The sequence below is a fragment of the Acidobacteriota bacterium genome, from assembly GCA_016715115.1.
Lineage (GTDB): Bacteria > Acidobacteriota > Blastocatellia > Pyrinomonadales > Pyrinomonadaceae > JAFDVJ01.
On record JADKBM010000016.1, the window covers coordinates 1,419,122 to 1,435,618 of the forward strand.

Annotated in this window: 13 protein-coding genes; 8 read left to right on the forward strand and 5 right to left on the reverse strand. The window is 56.2% G+C overall.

The window, feature by feature from the left end:
- The first annotated feature begins 81 nt into the window (after positions 1-81).
- Positions 82-951, forward strand: coding sequence for a hypothetical protein (locus tag IPN69_24085; protein MBK8813790.1), 870 nt, complete (start codon positions 82-84; stop codon positions 949-951).
- Entirely contained in the window at positions 848-1,240 is a 393-nt protein-coding gene (locus IPN69_24090) for a hypothetical protein (protein MBK8813791.1), read from the forward strand. The genes IPN69_24085 and IPN69_24090 overlap by 104 nt, the downstream gene beginning before the upstream one ends.
- 84 nt (positions 1,241-1,324) lie before the next feature.
- Here IPN69_24090 and IPN69_24095 read toward each other — a convergent pair whose 3' ends face one another.
- Positions 1,325-1,732 carry a hypothetical protein gene (locus tag IPN69_24095; GenBank protein ID MBK8813792.1) on the reverse strand — a complete coding sequence of 136 codons (408 nt, stop codon included), beginning with the start codon at positions 1,730-1,732 and terminating at the stop codon, positions 1,325-1,327.
- A gap of 18 nt (positions 1,733-1,750) precedes the next feature.
- On the opposite strand from IPN69_24095, the gene IPN69_24100 reads away from it, so the two are divergent.
- From IPN69_24100 to IPN69_24110, 3 genes are all read left to right on the forward strand, one after another.
- On the forward strand, positions 1,751-2,065 hold the full coding sequence (locus IPN69_24100) for a hypothetical protein (protein ID MBK8813793.1): 315 nt from the start codon (positions 1,751-1,753) through the stop codon (positions 2,063-2,065).
- Between the two features lie 316 nt (positions 2,066-2,381).
- Positions 2,382-2,906 (forward strand): carboxypeptidase regulatory-like domain-containing protein, encoded by a 525-nt coding sequence (locus tag IPN69_24105; protein ID MBK8813794.1) that lies wholly within the window; start codon positions 2,382-2,384, stop codon positions 2,904-2,906.
- 245 nt (positions 2,907-3,151) lie between these two features.
- Positions 3,152-5,320 (forward strand): hypothetical protein, encoded by a 2,169-nt coding sequence (locus tag IPN69_24110; protein ID MBK8813795.1) that lies wholly within the window; start codon positions 3,152-3,154, stop codon positions 5,318-5,320.
- Positions 5,321-5,489: 169 nt separating this feature from the next.
- On the opposite strand, the gene IPN69_24115 is transcribed toward IPN69_24110, so the two are convergent.
- Both IPN69_24115 and IPN69_24120 read right to left on the reverse strand, forming a co-directional pair.
- A complete protein-coding gene (locus IPN69_24115) occupies positions 5,490-7,166 on the reverse strand; it encodes a transglycosylase SLT domain-containing protein (GenBank protein ID MBK8813796.1) in 1,677 nt (558 codons plus the stop codon).
- The gene (locus IPN69_24120) at positions 7,060-7,836 is read right to left on the reverse strand and encodes a tetratricopeptide repeat protein (GenBank protein MBK8813797.1); all 777 of its coding nucleotides are present in this window, start codon (positions 7,834-7,836) and stop codon (positions 7,060-7,062) included. The genes IPN69_24115 and IPN69_24120 overlap by 107 nt, the downstream gene beginning before the upstream one ends.
- A 239-nt stretch (positions 7,837-8,075) precedes the next feature.
- On the opposite strand from IPN69_24120, the gene IPN69_24125 reads away from it, so the two are divergent.
- Together IPN69_24125 and IPN69_24130 are read left to right on the forward strand one after the other, a co-directional pair.
- The gene (locus tag IPN69_24125) at positions 8,076-10,223 is read left to right on the forward strand and encodes a VWA domain-containing protein (protein MBK8813798.1); all 2,148 of its coding nucleotides are present in this window, start codon (positions 8,076-8,078) and stop codon (positions 10,221-10,223) included.
- A gap of 101 nt (positions 10,224-10,324) precedes the next feature.
- The gene (locus IPN69_24130; protein MBK8813799.1) at positions 10,325-10,912 is read left to right on the forward strand and encodes a hypothetical protein; all 588 of its coding nucleotides are present in this window, start codon (positions 10,325-10,327) and stop codon (positions 10,910-10,912) included.
- Positions 10,913-11,301: 389 nt separating this feature from the next.
- Here IPN69_24130 and IPN69_24135 read toward each other — a convergent pair whose 3' ends face one another.
- Positions 11,302-13,278: a hypothetical protein gene (locus IPN69_24135; GenBank protein MBK8813800.1), complete on the reverse strand. Its 1,977-nt coding sequence runs from the start codon at positions 13,276-13,278 to the stop codon at positions 11,302-11,304.
- A 391-nt stretch (positions 13,279-13,669) separates the two neighbouring features.
- Positions 13,670-14,230, reverse strand: a complete 561-nt coding sequence (locus tag IPN69_24140; protein ID MBK8813801.1) for a NifU family protein — start codon at positions 14,228-14,230, stop codon at positions 13,670-13,672.
- Between the two features lie 233 nt (positions 14,231-14,463).
- Between IPN69_24140 and IPN69_24145 the strand changes: the two genes are divergently transcribed.
- A complete protein-coding gene (locus IPN69_24145) occupies positions 14,464-16,473 on the forward strand; it encodes a S9 family peptidase (GenBank protein ID MBK8813802.1) in 2,010 nt (669 codons plus the stop codon).
- Positions 16,474-16,497 lie beyond the last annotated feature (24 nt).

Genomic DNA, 16,497 nt, shown 5'->3' on the forward strand with positions numbered 1-16,497 from the left:
AACGAGCGCACGAACGTCTATTTCACTACCGACAAACCGATCTACCAGCCCGGTCAGACGTTCCACGCCCGCGCGCTGGTGATGCGCGAGAAACTGAAGGACTCGTCGATAACCATCGTATCGGGGCTCGACATGACGCTTTCGGTCGAAGACGAGGACGGCACTGTCTTAAGCCGCCAAATCGTCAAAACTTCCGGAATACGGCATCGCCGCAATCGATTGGCAAATCCCGCCGAACGCCAAACTCGGAACCTATTCGGTCGAGGCGGACTCGGACGAGGCCGAATTCCGGTTGGACAGCCAATCATTCAAGGTTTCACGTTACGAACTGCCGAACTTCGTCGTGCAAGACATCGCCTGACAAAGATTTCTATCTTCCCAATCGAACGCGTGGCCGAGGTCAGGGTCGACGCGATGTATCTTTTCGGAAAACCGGTCGCATCCGGCACGGTCAAGGTCGTCCGCGAAGGCAGCCGCAACTGGAATTACCGCGAACAGAAATGGGACATCGAGGAAGAAGCCGTTTACGCCGGCGCGACCGACGCCGACGGCAAATACAAGGCGAAGATCGACCTCGGCCCGGCGCAGGATAAGTTCAAGGACGACGAAGACTCGAAATTCGAAGATCTGAATTTCACCGCATACTTTACCGATTCATCGACGAACCGGACCGAGCAGAAACGATTCGACCTGCGGATCTCGAAAGAACCGATCCACGTTTACGTCAACAAGGCCCGCCGCTATTCCGATCATAGTCCGAAGATCCCTTACCGGCTCTACGTTTCTACATTCACCGCGGACGGCAAACCGATCGCGTGCGATGTCGAGGTCACCGGAAAATATGAGGATGAATCGGCAACGCGGCCGATCGCAACGTTCCGGACAAGCGCGGACGGCGCCGGAAAGACCGAGTTCTTGGTTCCGAAACGCGCCGACGACAATTACCTATGACGACCTCGAGATCAAAATCGCGGCGCGCGACGCCGAAAACCGGACCGGAACCGAAAAATTCGATTACGAACTGGACGAAGACGAACAGCAGATTCAGGTCACGACGGACCGTTCGATCTATCGCAAAGGCCAATCGCTCAAGATCGAACTGCTTTCGTCCGAAGCGTCAGAATCGATCATCGTCGATATTCTCAAGGAATCTTCGACGCTCGTATCTTACCGTGTCAAAACAAAGAACGGTCGAGCATCGCTGCGGTGCCCTTTCGTCCGGAATTCAAGGGGTTCTTGACGATCGCGGCCAATATCGAGGGCGGTGACGAAGACGCCGAAAGCGCGTGGCGCGTCGTCTTTCCGGACCCGCGCCGCTTGAAGGTCACCGCGAAGTCCGAACGCGAAACGTACCAACCGAACGAAGAGGCCGGACTGGGCTTCGAGGTCGCGGGCTTTGACAAAAGTCGGCGCAGGCCGCGCTCGGGGTCGTCGTCGTCGACCAGGCGGTCGAGGAACGCGCCCGGACTGACGCGCGTTCAAGCGATGCGCCGGACATCTTTGCGAGCCTCCGGGGATTTGACGGCAACACTTGGAATGAATTGGCGGATGCCGAGATCACGCCGCGGATGCAGTTCTTCGCCGAGATGCGTTCTTCGATTGGACGGTCGATTACGACTCTTCGGGCGGCGGTTCCGTCAAGGCCGAATACGAGTTCAGCGAGCGGCACAAGAAGCAGTTCGAAGCGCTTCCGAAGGCGCTTGAAGATCGTTTCAAGAAGGACTTCAATCATCCGACCGACGACATCGGTTTGCGGCGGATCCTCGGCGAAGCCGGAATCGACTTTGACGCCTTCCGCGATCCCTGGGGAATGCCGTTCAAGGCGCAGTTTTTGGGTCAGCAGGGGCGACAATTTGATCGCGATCTTTCCGGCGGACCGAACAAGAAATTCGGCGACCTTGACGACTTCAGCGCAGCCGGCATCTCTTTCGACTACTTCAAGAAGTCGGGAATCGCGATCGTCGAGGCGATCAAGGCTTATGAAACCCGAACCGGGGCATTCGTTCGCGACACCGAAACGCTCCGCGCGGCGCTTGCTGAAAAGGCATCTCACTCGAATCTCTGATCGACCGTTGGGGACGGCCTTACCGATTCGAATTCGGGGTCGATAACCGCAGTTTCAGGACGAGTATAAAAAGCGATGGCGAGAAACCGGACGAGGACTACGACAATTTCTATGTCCTAAATTATTACTCCGACTATTTCGCCGATCTCGAAAAAGCGAAAATCGACGAAGTACTAGCCCGCTATGTTGCCGAAACGAAGACGTTTCCCAAAGACGAGGCGGGGTTTCTCGCTTTGATCAAGAGCAAAGGCGTCGATCTCAAGCGCTCCGCGACGGTTGGGGACGGCCCTATTATTTCAATTACGAAGAAACATCGATGTTCGCCGACCGGGTCACGATCGAAAATGTCGCGAAGCAGGGCGAGCAGCCGCGCGAGACGCTTTCGATCACGCCCGTCACGCGCCGGATCGGGACGTTTCGAATACTCAGCCTCGGTGAAAACGGCACGAAGGATGATTATTACGACATCAATATCGCGGCCTTTTCCGGAATTCTGTCCGAACAGGCGAAGGACGATTCGAAACCGAAGATCACCGTTCCGAAGACAGTTTTCGCGAATGGACGGAGCGCGATCTTTGGAGTTGTTACCGACGTCAACGAGGCCTTCGTTGCGAACGCCGAAGTTCGCGTCGTAAACAGCGGAACCGGCACCGAATACCTCGCATCGTCGAACACCGAAGGAACGTATCTCAGGACCGGACTGCCAGCCGGAAAGTACTCGGTCCGTGTCAGAGCTCCTAATTTCAAGGACACAGTCGTCAACCAGATTGATCTCGGCGCGGAACAACTGTTGCCGAGGTCAACGTATGACTCGAGGCGGGCGCGGTCAACGAGGTCGTGACGGTTTTCGCCGGAACCAACGTGACGATCGACGCGACCGAGACCATGGTCTCAACAACGATTACAAGGACCATCTTCCCGGGCATGCCGAAGACGATCTCCGGGTGGCGTTCTTTCGCTGGCGACCTTGTCGCCGCAAAGTGACAGGATTTGAAATCGACGGGCGGCGGTGCGAAAATGGCTTTAAGGTAGATTGTTCGGGTCGTCACGAAAAGCGGCGGAGGCGGACCGTCGCGCGCCGAACCCGTGCGCGCGACGCCGCGCCTTCGCGAGTATTTCCCGGAAACGCTTCTTTTCGTTCCGGAAATCGTGACGGAGAAGGACGGCAAGATCGCGATCCGCTACCGCCTCGCGGATAACATCACGACGTGGAAGATCTACGCCGTCGTGTCCGACAAACAGGGGCGCATCGGGTTCGCCGAGACGAGCGTCAAGGCCTTCCAGCCGTTCTTCGTCGACCTCGATCCGCCGAAGTTCCTGACCGTCGGCGACGAGATTCTTTTGCCGGCGCAGGTTCGAAACTATACGCCGCAGACGCAAAAGGTCGAGGTCACGATGGATCGCGCCGATTGGTTCGCGTTCATCGAACCGAATCAAAGCCGGCGGACCGTCGAAGTCCCGACAAACTCGTCCGCCAACGCGACCTTCGGATTCAAAGCAAATCAGGCGGTCACCGACGGCAAACAGCGCGTCACGGCGGTCGCGCAAACCGACTCAGACGCAATTGAAAAGCCGGTCACCGTGCGGCCCGACGGCGAAGAGATCGTCCGCGCGGAATCCAGTCTGTTCAACGGTTCGGCGGCGTTCGATCTCGACTTCCCCGCCAACGCGCTCGCGAAAACGCAGAAGGCCGAGCTCAAGATCTTCCCGAACCAGATGGCGCACGTCACGGAATCCGTCGAAGGCTTGCTGCAAAGACCGTATGGATGCGGCGAACAGACCATTTCGTCGACATATCCGAATCTGATGATTCTGAAGTTTGGTTCCGGGATGAATCCCAAATCACAAATCACAAATCCGAAATCCAAACTGGAGACGCGGGCGTTGAAAAATCTCCGGCGCGGTTACGAGCGTCTCGTCGGTTATCAATCGTCGGACGGCGGCTTTTCGTATTGGGGCGGCACGTCCGAGTCGGACCTCGCGCTGACGGCATATTCGCTTCGGTTCCTGACCGATGCGAAGGCGTTTGTCGAGGTTGACGAGTCGTTGATCGCAAAGGCGCGCGAGTATCTGATAAAACAGCAGCGCGCGGACGGCAGTTGGACGAAAAAACACAGTTGGGAGAAAGAAGAGGATTTCCGCCGGACGAAAATGCTGACGACCTACGCCGCGCGGGCTTTGGCGATGACGCGGTCCGACTCGAAACCGTCGGTCGAAGCGCTGAAGAAAGCGCTCGCATATCTCAAGACGCGAATCGCCGAGATCGACGAGCCGTACACGCTCGCGCTCTACGGACTTGCGGCGCTCGATGCCGGCGAGACGGACGCGGCGCGCGAGGCGGCTGAAAGACTCGTGCCGCTCGCCAAATCCGAAGGCCAAACCGTTTATTGGAATCTTGAAACAAACACGCCGTTTTACGGTTGGGGAACGCCGGGAAGGATCGAGACGACGGCGCTCGTCTTGCAGTTGTTGGTTCGGCTCCAGCAATCGCAAACTCTTAACCAAGATCTAAGATCGAAGTCCCAAGATCAAATCCCCAAGGCGACGACGTTCCTGCTCAAGAACAAGGACCGCTACGGCGTCTGGCATTCGACGCAGACGACGATCAACGTACTTGACGCATTTCTTGCTGCCCTGTCGAAACCTTCGGCGCAAAAGCTGACGGTCACGATCGGCGGCGAAACTCTGAGAACGATCGACATTCCGGCCGATCAGATCGAACCGGTGACGATCGACCTTACCGGCCAGATCAAGCCCGGCGTCCAGATCGGCGTTACGGGTTCGGTCGATTCGCAGATTATGGCGCAGCTCGTCCGTTCGCATTATATTCCGTGGAAGGACTCGGCTTCGACGAACCAAAACTTCAACGATTCACGCGCGATCAGGCTCGATTACGCGTGCGACACTTTGACCGGGAAGATCTTGGATAAGGTGACCTGCTCGGTCGAGGCCGAACGGATCGGCTTCCGCGGTTATGGAATGCTGCTTGCGGAGATCGGCATCCCGCCCGGCGCGGACGTCTCGCGCGAGACGCTCGACAAGGCGCTCAAAGATGATTGGAGCTTCAGTCGTTACGAAGTTTTGCCGGACCGGATCATCGTCTATATGTGGGCGAAACCGGGCGGAACGAAATTCGGCTTCTCGTTCAAGCCGCGCTACGCGATCAACGCCCAAACCCCGGCATCGGTCGTGTATGACTACTACAACGAGGAAGCCAAAGGAGTCGTCGCGCCGAAGAGGTTCAGGTTCGAGTGAATGACTGGAGCGCAATCTGATTGGAGCGCAAGCGTCCCCGCTTGCAAACGGCGTAGAACGCCGTAGCGGCCTTTGAAATCCGACGCGCCTGACGGCAAACCGCTTTTTCGCGCTCCGCGCTCATTGCAAGCGGGGACGCTTGCGCTCCAGTGCGGGGACGCTTGTCACATCACTCGCCGTTCCGGCTGTCGTCGAGAACGACGTCCGGATTTTCGGCGGTGAACTGGTCGCGCGGTTTCGAGTCGATCTCGCCCCGCAGGACGCGCGTCCCGACGTTTGGCTTGAAATTGCCGTTCTCGTCGTAGAGCCTGCGATATTGCGCGGTGTTGCGGATGATGCCCTGGACGTAGCCCTTTGTTTCCTTGAACGGAATCAACTCGACGAATTCGTCGATCTCCGCCGGAAGCGTCGCGGTCCATTGCGGCACGCGTCCCGGACCGGCGTTGTAGGCGACGGCGACGAACTCGACGCGGCCGAACTTGTCATACTGATCGCGGATATACGCCGTGCCGAGTTCAATGTTGAGCGTCGGCTGATAAAGCATATCGACGGTCACCGTTCCGACCTCCGGATTGTACTTTTTGGCGACCGCCCGCGCCGTCGGAAGCAGCAGCTGCATCATTCCGTAGGCGTTCGCCGACGATTTGGCGCGCGGGTCGAAGATCGTCTCCTGGCGGATAAAGCCGGCGACCTGGTACGGGTCGAGCCGGCGTTGCGCCGCCCAGTATTTGATGTCGTTCCAATTCGTCAGCGGATAGAAGATGTCCCATTCCTCGCGGCCCATTTCCTCGGGAAACATCTGCGCATAATCGGGATAGCTCTTGGCGAGCGCGAGCAGCGCCGGAGCCTGTTCGCCCTTCAGACGATGATGGCGCGCAAGCGCGAGATTGATCTTTGGCGAGGTCGGCGTCGTCCGGCGCGCTTCCTTCAGTTCGTCGATCGCCCATTCGAACAGTCCGACGACGCTCAGATCGTCCGATTTTTCGGCGCGCTCGAGTTCGCGTTCCCCCGCAGTTTCAGCCGCGACGGTAACGATCTTCAGATTCGCGGCCGCCTTCGGTATGAGCGATCCGGCCGGGAAATTCGGCGTTCCCTGACATTTTCCTTGCGACCGAAGCGCCGAGATCCGCTGGATCGAAAGATGACCGTACCAATTCGCTCCATAGCGATAGATGACGGCGTCATAAAGTGCGCAGGCGGCGTCGATCTTTCCGGCGAGTTGCGAATCGCGGGCCGCCCAGTAACCGGCCTTGCCGCGATTCGTCGAATCCTTGTCGACATATCGCGCGAGATGCTCGGTGAACATCTCCGAGGACATCTGATAGTTCTTCGCTTCGTGCTGAAGCCAGGCGAGTTCGAACTGCGCTTTGGCGATATCGACGGAGTTCGGATAGGCCGCGACCGCGGTGCGCAAAAAATAGCTTTCGTCGAGCTTGTTGCGCGCGTCGCGGGCCGCCATTCCAAGATCGAAGAACGTCTTTGGCGTCAGCTTCCCGTTCGGGTACCGGGCGCGCATTTCCTCGGCCGTCGTCTTCGCGTTGGCCCAGAGTTTGTTGCGGGCGTAACCGAGCGCGAGTTCGTAATAGGCGCTCTCTTTTTCAACCGCGTTCGCCGGGATCGACGCGAAAGCGAGCGCCGCATCGGGCATCTTTTTGACGTTGGCGAGCGTCGTCAGACGTTTCAACTGCGCTCCGGCGCTCAAAGAACTCGGGAAACTCAGCATCAGTTCTGCGTAGGCCTTATCCGCATCGGCGAAATTGTTCGCCGCGAAAAGCTTGTCGGCGCGCGTCGCCGCTTCGTCCGCGGTCAACGGTGCGAGAGACTGGCCGAGCAGCGTCAATTTCATTTCGGCCCTCTTTCGCCTCGGGCGAACCGGCACCGAAGAAATAGACGCGGCGGAAGAACCGGATCGCCTCGGCCTGATTGCCGGCCGCATCGTACGATCTTGCTGTTGCGAGCAGCGCGGCGGCAAGGTTTTTATCGTTCAATTCGGCCAGGAATGCCGGAACCTGCGCGGCTTGACCAGCCGAGATCGCCGAGTTCGCCCAGAGGACTTTCGATTCGCGCACGCGCAGCGATGTCGGATAATCCCTGATCAGACTCGAAAAGACGTTCATCGCGTCCGTGTGTCGTCCGGCGCCCTGAAGCGCGCGGCCGCGCAACCAAAGCGCGTAGTCGGCAAGCTTTGTCTTTTGCTTGAAGATGTCCGAGTTGAGCAACGCCTGCGCTCCCTCATAATCTTTGTTTTCAAACTTGATCCGCGCCCGGAGAAGCTTCGCCAACACGCCCGCGCGGACGCGCGAAAAGCGGTTTTCGATGTCGAGCACGAGACCCTCGGGCGGCAATTTGTTGTCGCGCGTCATATCGCGCAAAACCTTCAGCGCGTCTGACTCGCTCATTTCCGGGCCAAACCCCGAACAACTCGCCGTCAACGGCACGGCGAGAAGTCCGCAGACAAAAACAAAGACCGTCACGAGCGATCTCACATTATGCTTTTTACTAATCAGACTCGGCATTGATAAAAACTCCGGTGGTTCGATGCTTTGATGTCTCGGGGATTTGTCTGGACATCCGCGAAGGACGTTTTCGCAGCCAGAAATTCTTGTCGGGGAAAGCCGACTCAATCGCGAATTCGAAACGTTTCGTCTGAAACGACGGTTGTTCGGGGCTCGACGATTGTACGGCAAGAACCGATTTCGTTATATAATACCAAGAACCGCGCGATATCCGAATCCGTTTTCTTGATGAGGTCGCAATGATGAGAATTCTAGTTTCACTATTGCTTCTCTTTCTGTGGTGCTCGATCTCATTTTCTCAGGATCCGTCGCCGACGCCGCCGTCGGACGATGTTGTCAAGATCACGACCACGCTCGTTCAGATCGACGTCACCGTGACCGACTCGAAAGGAAAGATCGTCAGCGACCTGAAGGCCGAAGATTTCGAGATCTTCGAAAACGGACAAAAACAGGAAATCTCGAATTTCTCTTTCTTTTCGAGCGTTCGCGAAACGGTCGAGCCGGTGAAATCGATCGACAAGATCGCCGTTCCCGTGCCGCCGGTCGAGATCCGTTCCGACCAGATCCGTCGGACGATCGCGCTTGTCGTCGATGATCTCTCGCTCTCTTTCGAAAGCGCGTATTACGTCCGCCGGTCGCTCAAGAAATACGTCGACGAGCAAATGCGCGACGGCGATCTCGTGGCGATCATCCGCACAAGCGCGGGAATCGGCGCGCTTCAGCAGTTTACGTCCAACAAAGCACAGCTTTACGCGGCGATCGACAAGGTTAAGTGGTATCCGCTCGGACGCGGAAACATCGGCGCATTCGCTCCGATCGAACCGACCACAAATGAAACGCTGAGGGCCGCGGGCGACGATACGATCTCGGATGAAGACATCGAAAACGAGAAGAAATTCCTGACCGGTTTCGACGATTTTCGGAATGCTTCGTTTGCCGTCGGAACGCTCGGTGCGCTGCGTTTTGTCGTCAGCGCGATGGGCGAACTTCCCGGACGAAAATCCGTCATCCTGTTCTCCGACGGAATCCGGCTATTTCCTCGCGACACGCAAGGCACGACCGACAATTATCAGGTTTTCGACTTTATGCGGCAGCTCGTCGATCTCGCGAATCGCGCATCTGTCGTCTTTTACACGGTCGATGCGCGCGGTTTGCAGACCACCGGGATCAACGCGCAGGACCAGATCGTATCGCCGAGCGCGGATTCGATCAGGAACGCGATCTCAAGCCGCAGCCGCGAACTTTTCGACACGCAGGAGGGCCTCGTCTTTCTCGCCCGCGAAACCGGCGGAATGGCGGTCGTCAACAACAACGACTTGAGTGAGGGTGTCAAACGCGTGCTCGACGACCAAAGCTATTATCTGATCGGTTACCAACCGGACGACGACACGTTCGACAAGCAAAAACGCAAATTCAACAAACTCGACGTCCGCGTCAAACGGCCCGGCGTCAAGGTTCGCTACCGCAGCGGTTTCATCAACGTCGCGAGTGAGGAAACGCCGAAAGCGACGACGGCCGAGACTCCGGTTCAGGCGATCCAAAAGGCGCTCGTTTCGCCGTTCGCGGTCAATGACATTTCGCTCCGGCTCAACACGCTCTTTGGCTTCGACGAAAAACAGGGGACATATGTCCGTTCATTGCTGCACGTGAAGGCCGACGATCTGAAGTTCACGGATGAACCGAACGGCGTCAAAAAAGCTGTCTTCGATGTTCTCGCCGTGAGTTTTGGCGACAACGGCCAGCCGGTCGATCAGATCTCAAAGACTTACACGCTCCGCACGAACGCTCTCGGATATGAGAAGATTCAGCGGGACGGATTCGTCTATCATTTTACTTTTCCGGTGAAGAAACCCGGCGCGTATCAGTTTCGCATCGCGATCCGCGACAGTCAGGCGAATAAGGTCGGTTCGGCGTCGCAGTTTATCGAAGTTCCCAATCTGAAAAAGAACCGCTTGACCATTTCGGGCATCGTTCTCGAGAATTTCACGGTCGAGCAATGGAAGAGCTTCGTCAACGGTCAACCGGACGCCAAATTGGGAACGACCGATCCGATGGATGACACTTCAACGCGCCGATTCAAGCGCGGGTCCGTTCTGCGTTATGGGTTCGAGATCTACAACGCCAGACTCGACGGCGCAAAGCGGCCGAATCTCACAACTCAGATTCGCGTCTTTCGGGATCGAAAACTCGTGCTCGATGGCAAGCAAATCCCGCTTGATCTTGGCGGGCAGTCGGATTTCGCGCGGGCGAAATCCGTTGGCGCGATCAGTCTAGCAGGCAAGATCGAGGCAGGCGACTACGTGCTGCAGATCATCGTTTTCGACAATCTCGCCACGGAAAAGGTGAAGATCGCAACCCAATTCGTACAGTTTGAGGTGACCGAGTGAGGCTCTAAGTCTATCCGTCCTCGAATTTCGGAGTTTGCCAGACGATGATGAATGATCTATTTTGATTTCTAGCCAAACACCCAAAGAACCAGGAGTTGATTATGCTTATTGCGATGGAAGGTAGTTCGCCAACGATCCTCGGCGAGAACAACTACAAGTATTACGTCTGGAACGCTTACCAACAAACGAAGGAATCGTCCAAACTGTATATCCCCGGACCGGCCACGATCTCCTGGAGCTTGAGCTCGATCAATATCCGGACAATGGCCGACAACGCGACGAGTTTTATTCGTGCGGGTTCGGGCCCGATCTATCTGGTCGGCTGGAGTCGCGGCGGAGCGGCCTGCGTTCAGGTTGCGATCGACCTGAAGAATTCGGGGTTCGGGCGCAATATCGACGCACTCTTCTTGTTCGATCCCGTAGATCAGGACGGTTCGACGGCCGATTTCCTGAACGTCGTGCCGAGCAATGTGACGAATTGCTATCACGCGGAAGCGCTTAGCAAGGAAGGGATCTGGGCGTCGGTCTTTCCGACATGCGCCAAGAAATTTGAAACGGGCGTCAACTATGTGCCCGGAAAATTCAATACGACGCACGGTGGTATTGCCGGGACAGAAGGCGGCTCAAAGGGCGATGCCGGCTCGGGCGCCTGGATGTGGGGACATATGACGACGAAAGGTGTGATCTGATTCTCGGGCCGTGCTTTTTGTTCAACCACAAAGCGACACGAAGATCACACGAAGTTTCTGTTGCCGATGACCGGTTCGTTTTTCGCAGATTGCGCGTTTAGGGATTCTGCTTTTCGCGAAACATCACGCGAACGTGCTGTCTGTTCAACCACAAAGCGACACGAAGATCGCACGAAGTTTCTTTTGCCGATGACCGGTTCGTTTTTCGCAGATTGCGCGTTTGCGAAAGATGTCAATTGTCCATCCTGTCTTTCGGGTATTTCGCGCGTGTTTCGTTAACCTCTCGTGCGGCTGCCTTGATCGACGCCGCTTTCCAAACGGCAGAAAAAGTCCCGTGCGACGATCGACGTCGACACGGGACTTTTTTGCTTTGCTCTGGTTTTCCGGAACTAGATAGTTGTACCGACGTATGACGATCCGAGCTTGCCCTCGTCGCCTTCCGCCAGATTGCTGACCAGTTCGTAATGGAAATAATCAAACTTCGCGGCGACCGGCGGCTGAACGCGCTTGTCGTACATCTCCCGTGATCGATCGATCGCTTCCTTGAGTTTTTCGTAGAGGTCGTTCGCCTCGCGGCCTTCCTTGACCTTTTGCTCGTTGTAAAGCTTGATCTCGGAGACCAGCAGTCGCGCAAACCGGCGGGCATCGTTATGCAGACGGCGTTCGTCTTCCGAAACCTCGATCGGAAGATCGACGTTGCGTTCGCTCAAGCGAGTCCGAACATTCGCCGGCGCAGCAACGACGGGCTCCGGAACCACCTCAACGATTGGCTCAGGAACCACTTCAGCGACCGGCGTAGTGCCGGCATTGAAATTCTCGACATCGAACGACTGAGCCGTTTCAAAAGTCGCGGGCTCGAAGACCGGCGCGGTCGACTCGAATTCAACGTTGGATGCCGACGGAACGCTTTCAAACTCATACTCGCCGACGGCGGGCGCCGAAAACTCGGCGGGCTCGGGTTCGGATTCAAACTTCTGAGGTTCGAACGATTCGAACTCCGCAGACTCGAACTTCGGCGTGGCGTAATCGTCCGGGACAGAAACGGTCTCACTCCATTCAGAAGCTTGCTCAAACTCGCTGGCTGCCGGAAAATCCTCGGTCGGCACGAAGTCAAATGAAGACATCGGCTCAGCCCGATCGAACTCGGCGGAAGCCACTTCCTCCGGTGCGGTCGCGAACTCATATGATCCGGAGGTTTCGCGCATCGAGTAGCTCTCTTCCTCAACTGTTTCAGGTGCGGAAGAGCTCTCTTCTTCGACGGTTTCGCGCATTGAATAAGTGTCTTCCTCGACCGTTTCAGGCTCGGAAGTGACCCCTTCGTCAACCGTCTTGCGCATCAAATAGCGATCTTCGTCGAACGTCTCCGTCGTCGGAAAGCTCTCGTCGCGGGCGTTTTCCCGTGCTCCGGAGATTACCGGCTCGGTGAAAGAATATGAGGATCCCAAATTTGTATCCGTACTTTCGAAACCATTGATCGATGCGGCGGGCGCAACATCTCCGATCGACCTCGAATACTCGGATTCATCATGCAGTTCCGATTCGTGATGGACTTTTGCTGAACGGGCGGACGCGGAGATCTCGACCGTCAGTCCCGCAACCTGAACGAGGGCTTCAAGGGCTTCGACGTTGACGTTCGAACCTTCGTTTCCATAGTCCGCGTAAAGCACGGCGACCGCGCGTTCACGGACGATCAACGGGATCGCATACATCCGGTCAGGTTTTCCAAACTCGAGCCGGTTAAGGAACACCGAATCGTCGGCGTAGGTGCCGAATGCGGCCTCAACGGTTTTCAGTTCACGCACAGATTCGCCGGGCAAAGTATCACTGCCGACCGGAAAAAACACTTCGCGAACCGTTCTGTCGTCTGAGTTGGCCTCGGTTCCGAAGACGCGCCAACCGACAAGATGTTCGTTCTTGATGATGAAAAACGCACCGCGCGGCGTGAAGTTCGAGGCGTGTGCGACGAGCGATTTCAAAATTGCCGATTGAGTGGACTTGCTGCTGATGTCGCGAATTGCATCGCGAATCTCGCTCACAACGTGTGACGAGTCGGTCGCGGCGGCTTCTTCCTTCTGCAATTCCTCAGCTTCGGCAAAGGCGGTCGCGGTGATGCGCGCGCCCTCGTCGCGGGCAAGGCGAAGATGCTCGACAACGGTCTCCGTGAATGCCACGTCAAGTTCCTTTTCGGTCGCGAAACGTTCTTGAAAACTGCGAAAAGCGTCATCCATTTGGGACTTATGCTTTTCGAATTCCGTTTCGACCATCTTCTGGAACTCGGATACATCCTGCCGCATACCGGCAACGACATCCTTGAGATAACTCTCGAATTCGGTTCTCAGACTTCGTTCGAGTTCTTCACTATTCACAATTTTTCTCCTCCGTAATTGAAAACACAGTACTTTATGAGACGGGGCAAAAGACTGACGGTTTGATGCAGATTCTGACCTTTTGGTGACGAGACGCGGCGGCTTCATCGTAAGCCGCCCTTAAATTATGAACAATTTGGTTAAACGATGTCAAGAAAATGTTTCGGGTGACTGATTCGAGGATCGATCTTGGGGTGCCGATCTTTGGGCTTTTATCTTTGGTCTTTGGGAAACCCTTCCAGACTTGAGACTCGGAAACCTTGTTGCCGGGTGTTTATCACTTCCGGTCGTGACGTTTAACGATGACTATTTTCGGGTAGCGTCTCCGTCGAACTCATCGACTTCCGGCACAACCTGTTTGGCGGACGGAATGAGAGTTAAGTTCCGGTTCCTAAACCGCGATGACCTCGATTTCGGGATCGATCTCGTCCTTGATCATATTCTCGATCGCCATCAGCGTTCCCGTCAACGAACTCGGGCAGCTTCCGCAGGCGCCTTCGTAGCGGATCTTGAGAGTTTTGCCTTCGAATCCGACGATCTCAAGCCAGCCGCCGTCGCTCGCGAGGTACGGTCGGATGCGCTCGTCGAGAATGGCCTCGATCTCGCGAACCATCGGATCATCGCTGAGCGCGGCGCCGATCGCGCCGCCGATCTCCTTCGCCGCTTCCCCGTTGCTCTTCGAAACCGCGTCCGCCGCGCGGATCGGAACAGCGAGCACCGGCAGAATATCGTCCCAATCGACATCGTCCGTCTTTTCGACGGTGATCATCTTGTCCATATAAAACACCGAGACGACGTCGCCGAGGTCAAAGATCGACTTCGCGAGCTTGTCGTTTTCCGCGTCTCCGGGCGTTTTGAACGAATGCGAGGTCCCGTACGAGACCGGCTCTTTCAAGATGAACTTCACGGCGTTCGGGTTCGGTGTTTCCTGTATATCTGCAATTTTCGGCATCTCTGTAAATCCTATCGAATACTTAAGTTTAGTAATCTTTACATTTTTGTCAACATTAAAGGATTTGGGAATTGTGATTTCTGATTTCGGATTGGTCGAAAGAGCTTTGATTGAATTTGGTTTTTCGACTCGGCCGAATGAAGAAACCAAAATCCGAATTCCCAAATCAGGAATCCGAATTCCTCGCGTTTTGGTTTATAATCGCCGAAACAGATCAGTTCAGGAGTATTCGTATGAAGCGACTTTTTGGGGTTTTCGTCATTTCGTTTTTGCTGACGGTGGTTGCCGGCGCGCAAAACTACACGATCCAGCAGTATTTGAACATCCGGTCGGCATCGTCGCCGACGATCGCACCGGACGGCAAACGCTTGTTCTATCTGACCAACGTATCGGGAACATCGCAGGTCTGGATGATCGATCTGCCGAATGGAACGCCGAAACAGGTTACGAATTACGACGACAACGTCGGGTTCGTGCGCTACTCGCCGAAAGGCGGCGCGCTCGTTTTCGGCAAGGCGCGCGGCGGCGACGAGAACACGCAGTTTTTCTTGATGGACGCGAACGGCGCGAACATTCGCGAACTGACGGCCTCGCCGAAGATCAGGCACAATTTCGGCGGTTGGTCGGACGACGGTTCGAAGATCTATTATGCGTCGAACAAACGCAATCCGCAGTATTTCGACATCTACGCGATGACCGTCGCGGACGGCAAGGAAGAAATCGTTTATCAGTTCGACGGATCCAACTCGTTCGCCGGAGCGTCTTCGGACGGTCGCCGTGTGATTGTTTCGCGCTCCGGCACGGAACTCAGCCTCGACAACAATCTCTATCTCTATGACACGCAGTTGAAGACCGAAACGCTTCTGACGCCGCACACGGACGCGAGCCAGTTCGGCGATGTCGAGATACTTCCGGACGGTGATTCGCTGCTTTTCACCTCGAACAAAGATCGCGAGTTCGCGGCGATGGTGCAGATGGACAACGTCTGGCCGAAAGGAAACCCGATGCCGTTTCTGATCCGGCCCGAAGAAAACTGGGACGTCGAAGGGGTCACATTCCCGGAAAACGGTTCCCATTTCGCCTACACGCTCAACCGCGAAGGTTTTTCGGAACTGCGTCTGCGCAAGTACGAAGTCGACGGCAAGCCGCTGATCACACGGATTCTGCCCGAAGAGACCACGGTCAAGCTTCCGGCGCAAGGCATCGTCGGCGGTCTGAGTTTTTCCGGGGACGGTTCGAAGCTCGTTTTTACGTTCAATTCTTCGAAGCACAATTCGGACGTCTGGCATTACGATCTTGAGTCGAAGTCCCTGACCCAGATCACGAAGAGCGACCGCGCGGGCATCGACGCCGATTCGTTCGCAACGCCGGAACTGATCAAGTTCAAGACTTTCGACGGCCGCGAGATTCCGGCTTGGTATTACAAACCGCGAACCAATTGGATAAAGACCGACAACAAGATCATTTCGACGGTTGAAAAAGTGGTCGGCGAGGCAGTTCGCACGGTCAAGGAAAAGGTCGGCAAGGTCGGCGATGTCGGCGCCGTGCTGGCAGGTCGGGGTCTCCCGGTCATCGTCAGCGTCCACGGCGGGCCAGAAGGCCAGGAACGTCCGGGATTCAATCCGCTCTATCAGTATTATCTTTCGCGCGGTTATGCGATCCTTGCGACCAACGTCCGCGGATCGACCGGCTACGGGAAGACGTTCACCCATCTCGACGACGTCCGCAAACGCGAAGATTCCGTCAAGGACCTTGCATATTCGGTCGAATGGCTCAAGAAATCGGGCGGCGCAGACCCGAAGCGCATCGCGGTAATGGGCGGCAGCTACGGCGGCTATATGACGATGGCCGCGGTCACGCTCTATCCCGACCTTTGGGCCGCCGCCGTGAACACCGTCGGCATCGTCAACTGGGAGACTTTTCTGAAGAACACTTCGGGCTATCGCCGGCGGCAGCGCGAGGTCGAATATGGGATGCTTGACCGCGACATCGAATTTCTCCGCGCGATTTCGCCGATCGCAAAGGTTGATAAAATAAAAGCTCCGCTGTTCGTGATTCACGGCAAGAACGACCCGCGCGTCCCGTACACGGAAGCCGAACAGATCGTCAAAGCGCTGCGCGACCGGAACGCGAACGTCGAATACAAACTCTTCGACGACGAGGGTCACGGAATCTCGAAACTCAAAAACCGGCTGGAACTCTATCCTTTAGTAGCGGACTTTTTGGATAAGAATATGAAGTGATTCGTTACGCGTTCCGGAGTACCG

Excerpts from the sequence above, each read along its gene's own strand:
- IPN69_24125 (MBK8813798.1), top strand. The coding sequence starts at position 8,076 with ATGATGAGAATTCTAGTTTCACTATTGCTTCTCTTTCTGTGGTGCTCG.
- IPN69_24140 (MBK8813801.1), bottom strand. The coding sequence starts at position 14,230 with ATGCCGAAAATTGCAGATATACAGGAAACACCGAACCCGAACGCCGTG.
- IPN69_24120 (MBK8813797.1), bottom strand. The coding sequence starts at position 7,836 with ATGCCGAGTCTGATTAGTAAAAAGCATAATGTGAGATCGCTCGTGACG.
- IPN69_24145 (MBK8813802.1), top strand. The coding sequence starts at position 14,464 with ATGAAGCGACTTTTTGGGGTTTTCGTCATTTCGTTTTTGCTGACGGTG.
- IPN69_24115 (MBK8813796.1), bottom strand. The coding sequence starts at position 7,166 with ATGAAATTGACGCTGCTCGGCCAGTCTCTCGCACCGTTGACCGCGGAC.
- IPN69_24085 (MBK8813790.1), top strand. The coding sequence starts at position 82 with ATGCGCGAGAAACTGAAGGACTCGTCGATAACCATCGTATCGGGGCTC.
- IPN69_24130 (MBK8813799.1), top strand. The coding sequence starts at position 10,325 with ATGCTTATTGCGATGGAAGGTAGTTCGCCAACGATCCTCGGCGAGAAC.
- IPN69_24090 (MBK8813791.1), top strand. The coding sequence starts at position 848 with ATGAATCGGCAACGCGGCCGATCGCAACGTTCCGGACAAGCGCGGACG.
- IPN69_24095 (MBK8813792.1), bottom strand. The coding sequence starts at position 1,732 with ATGATTGAAGTCCTTCTTGAAACGATCTTCAAGCGCCTTCGGAAGCGC.
- IPN69_24105 (MBK8813794.1), top strand. The coding sequence starts at position 2,382 with ATGTTCGCCGACCGGGTCACGATCGAAAATGTCGCGAAGCAGGGCGAG.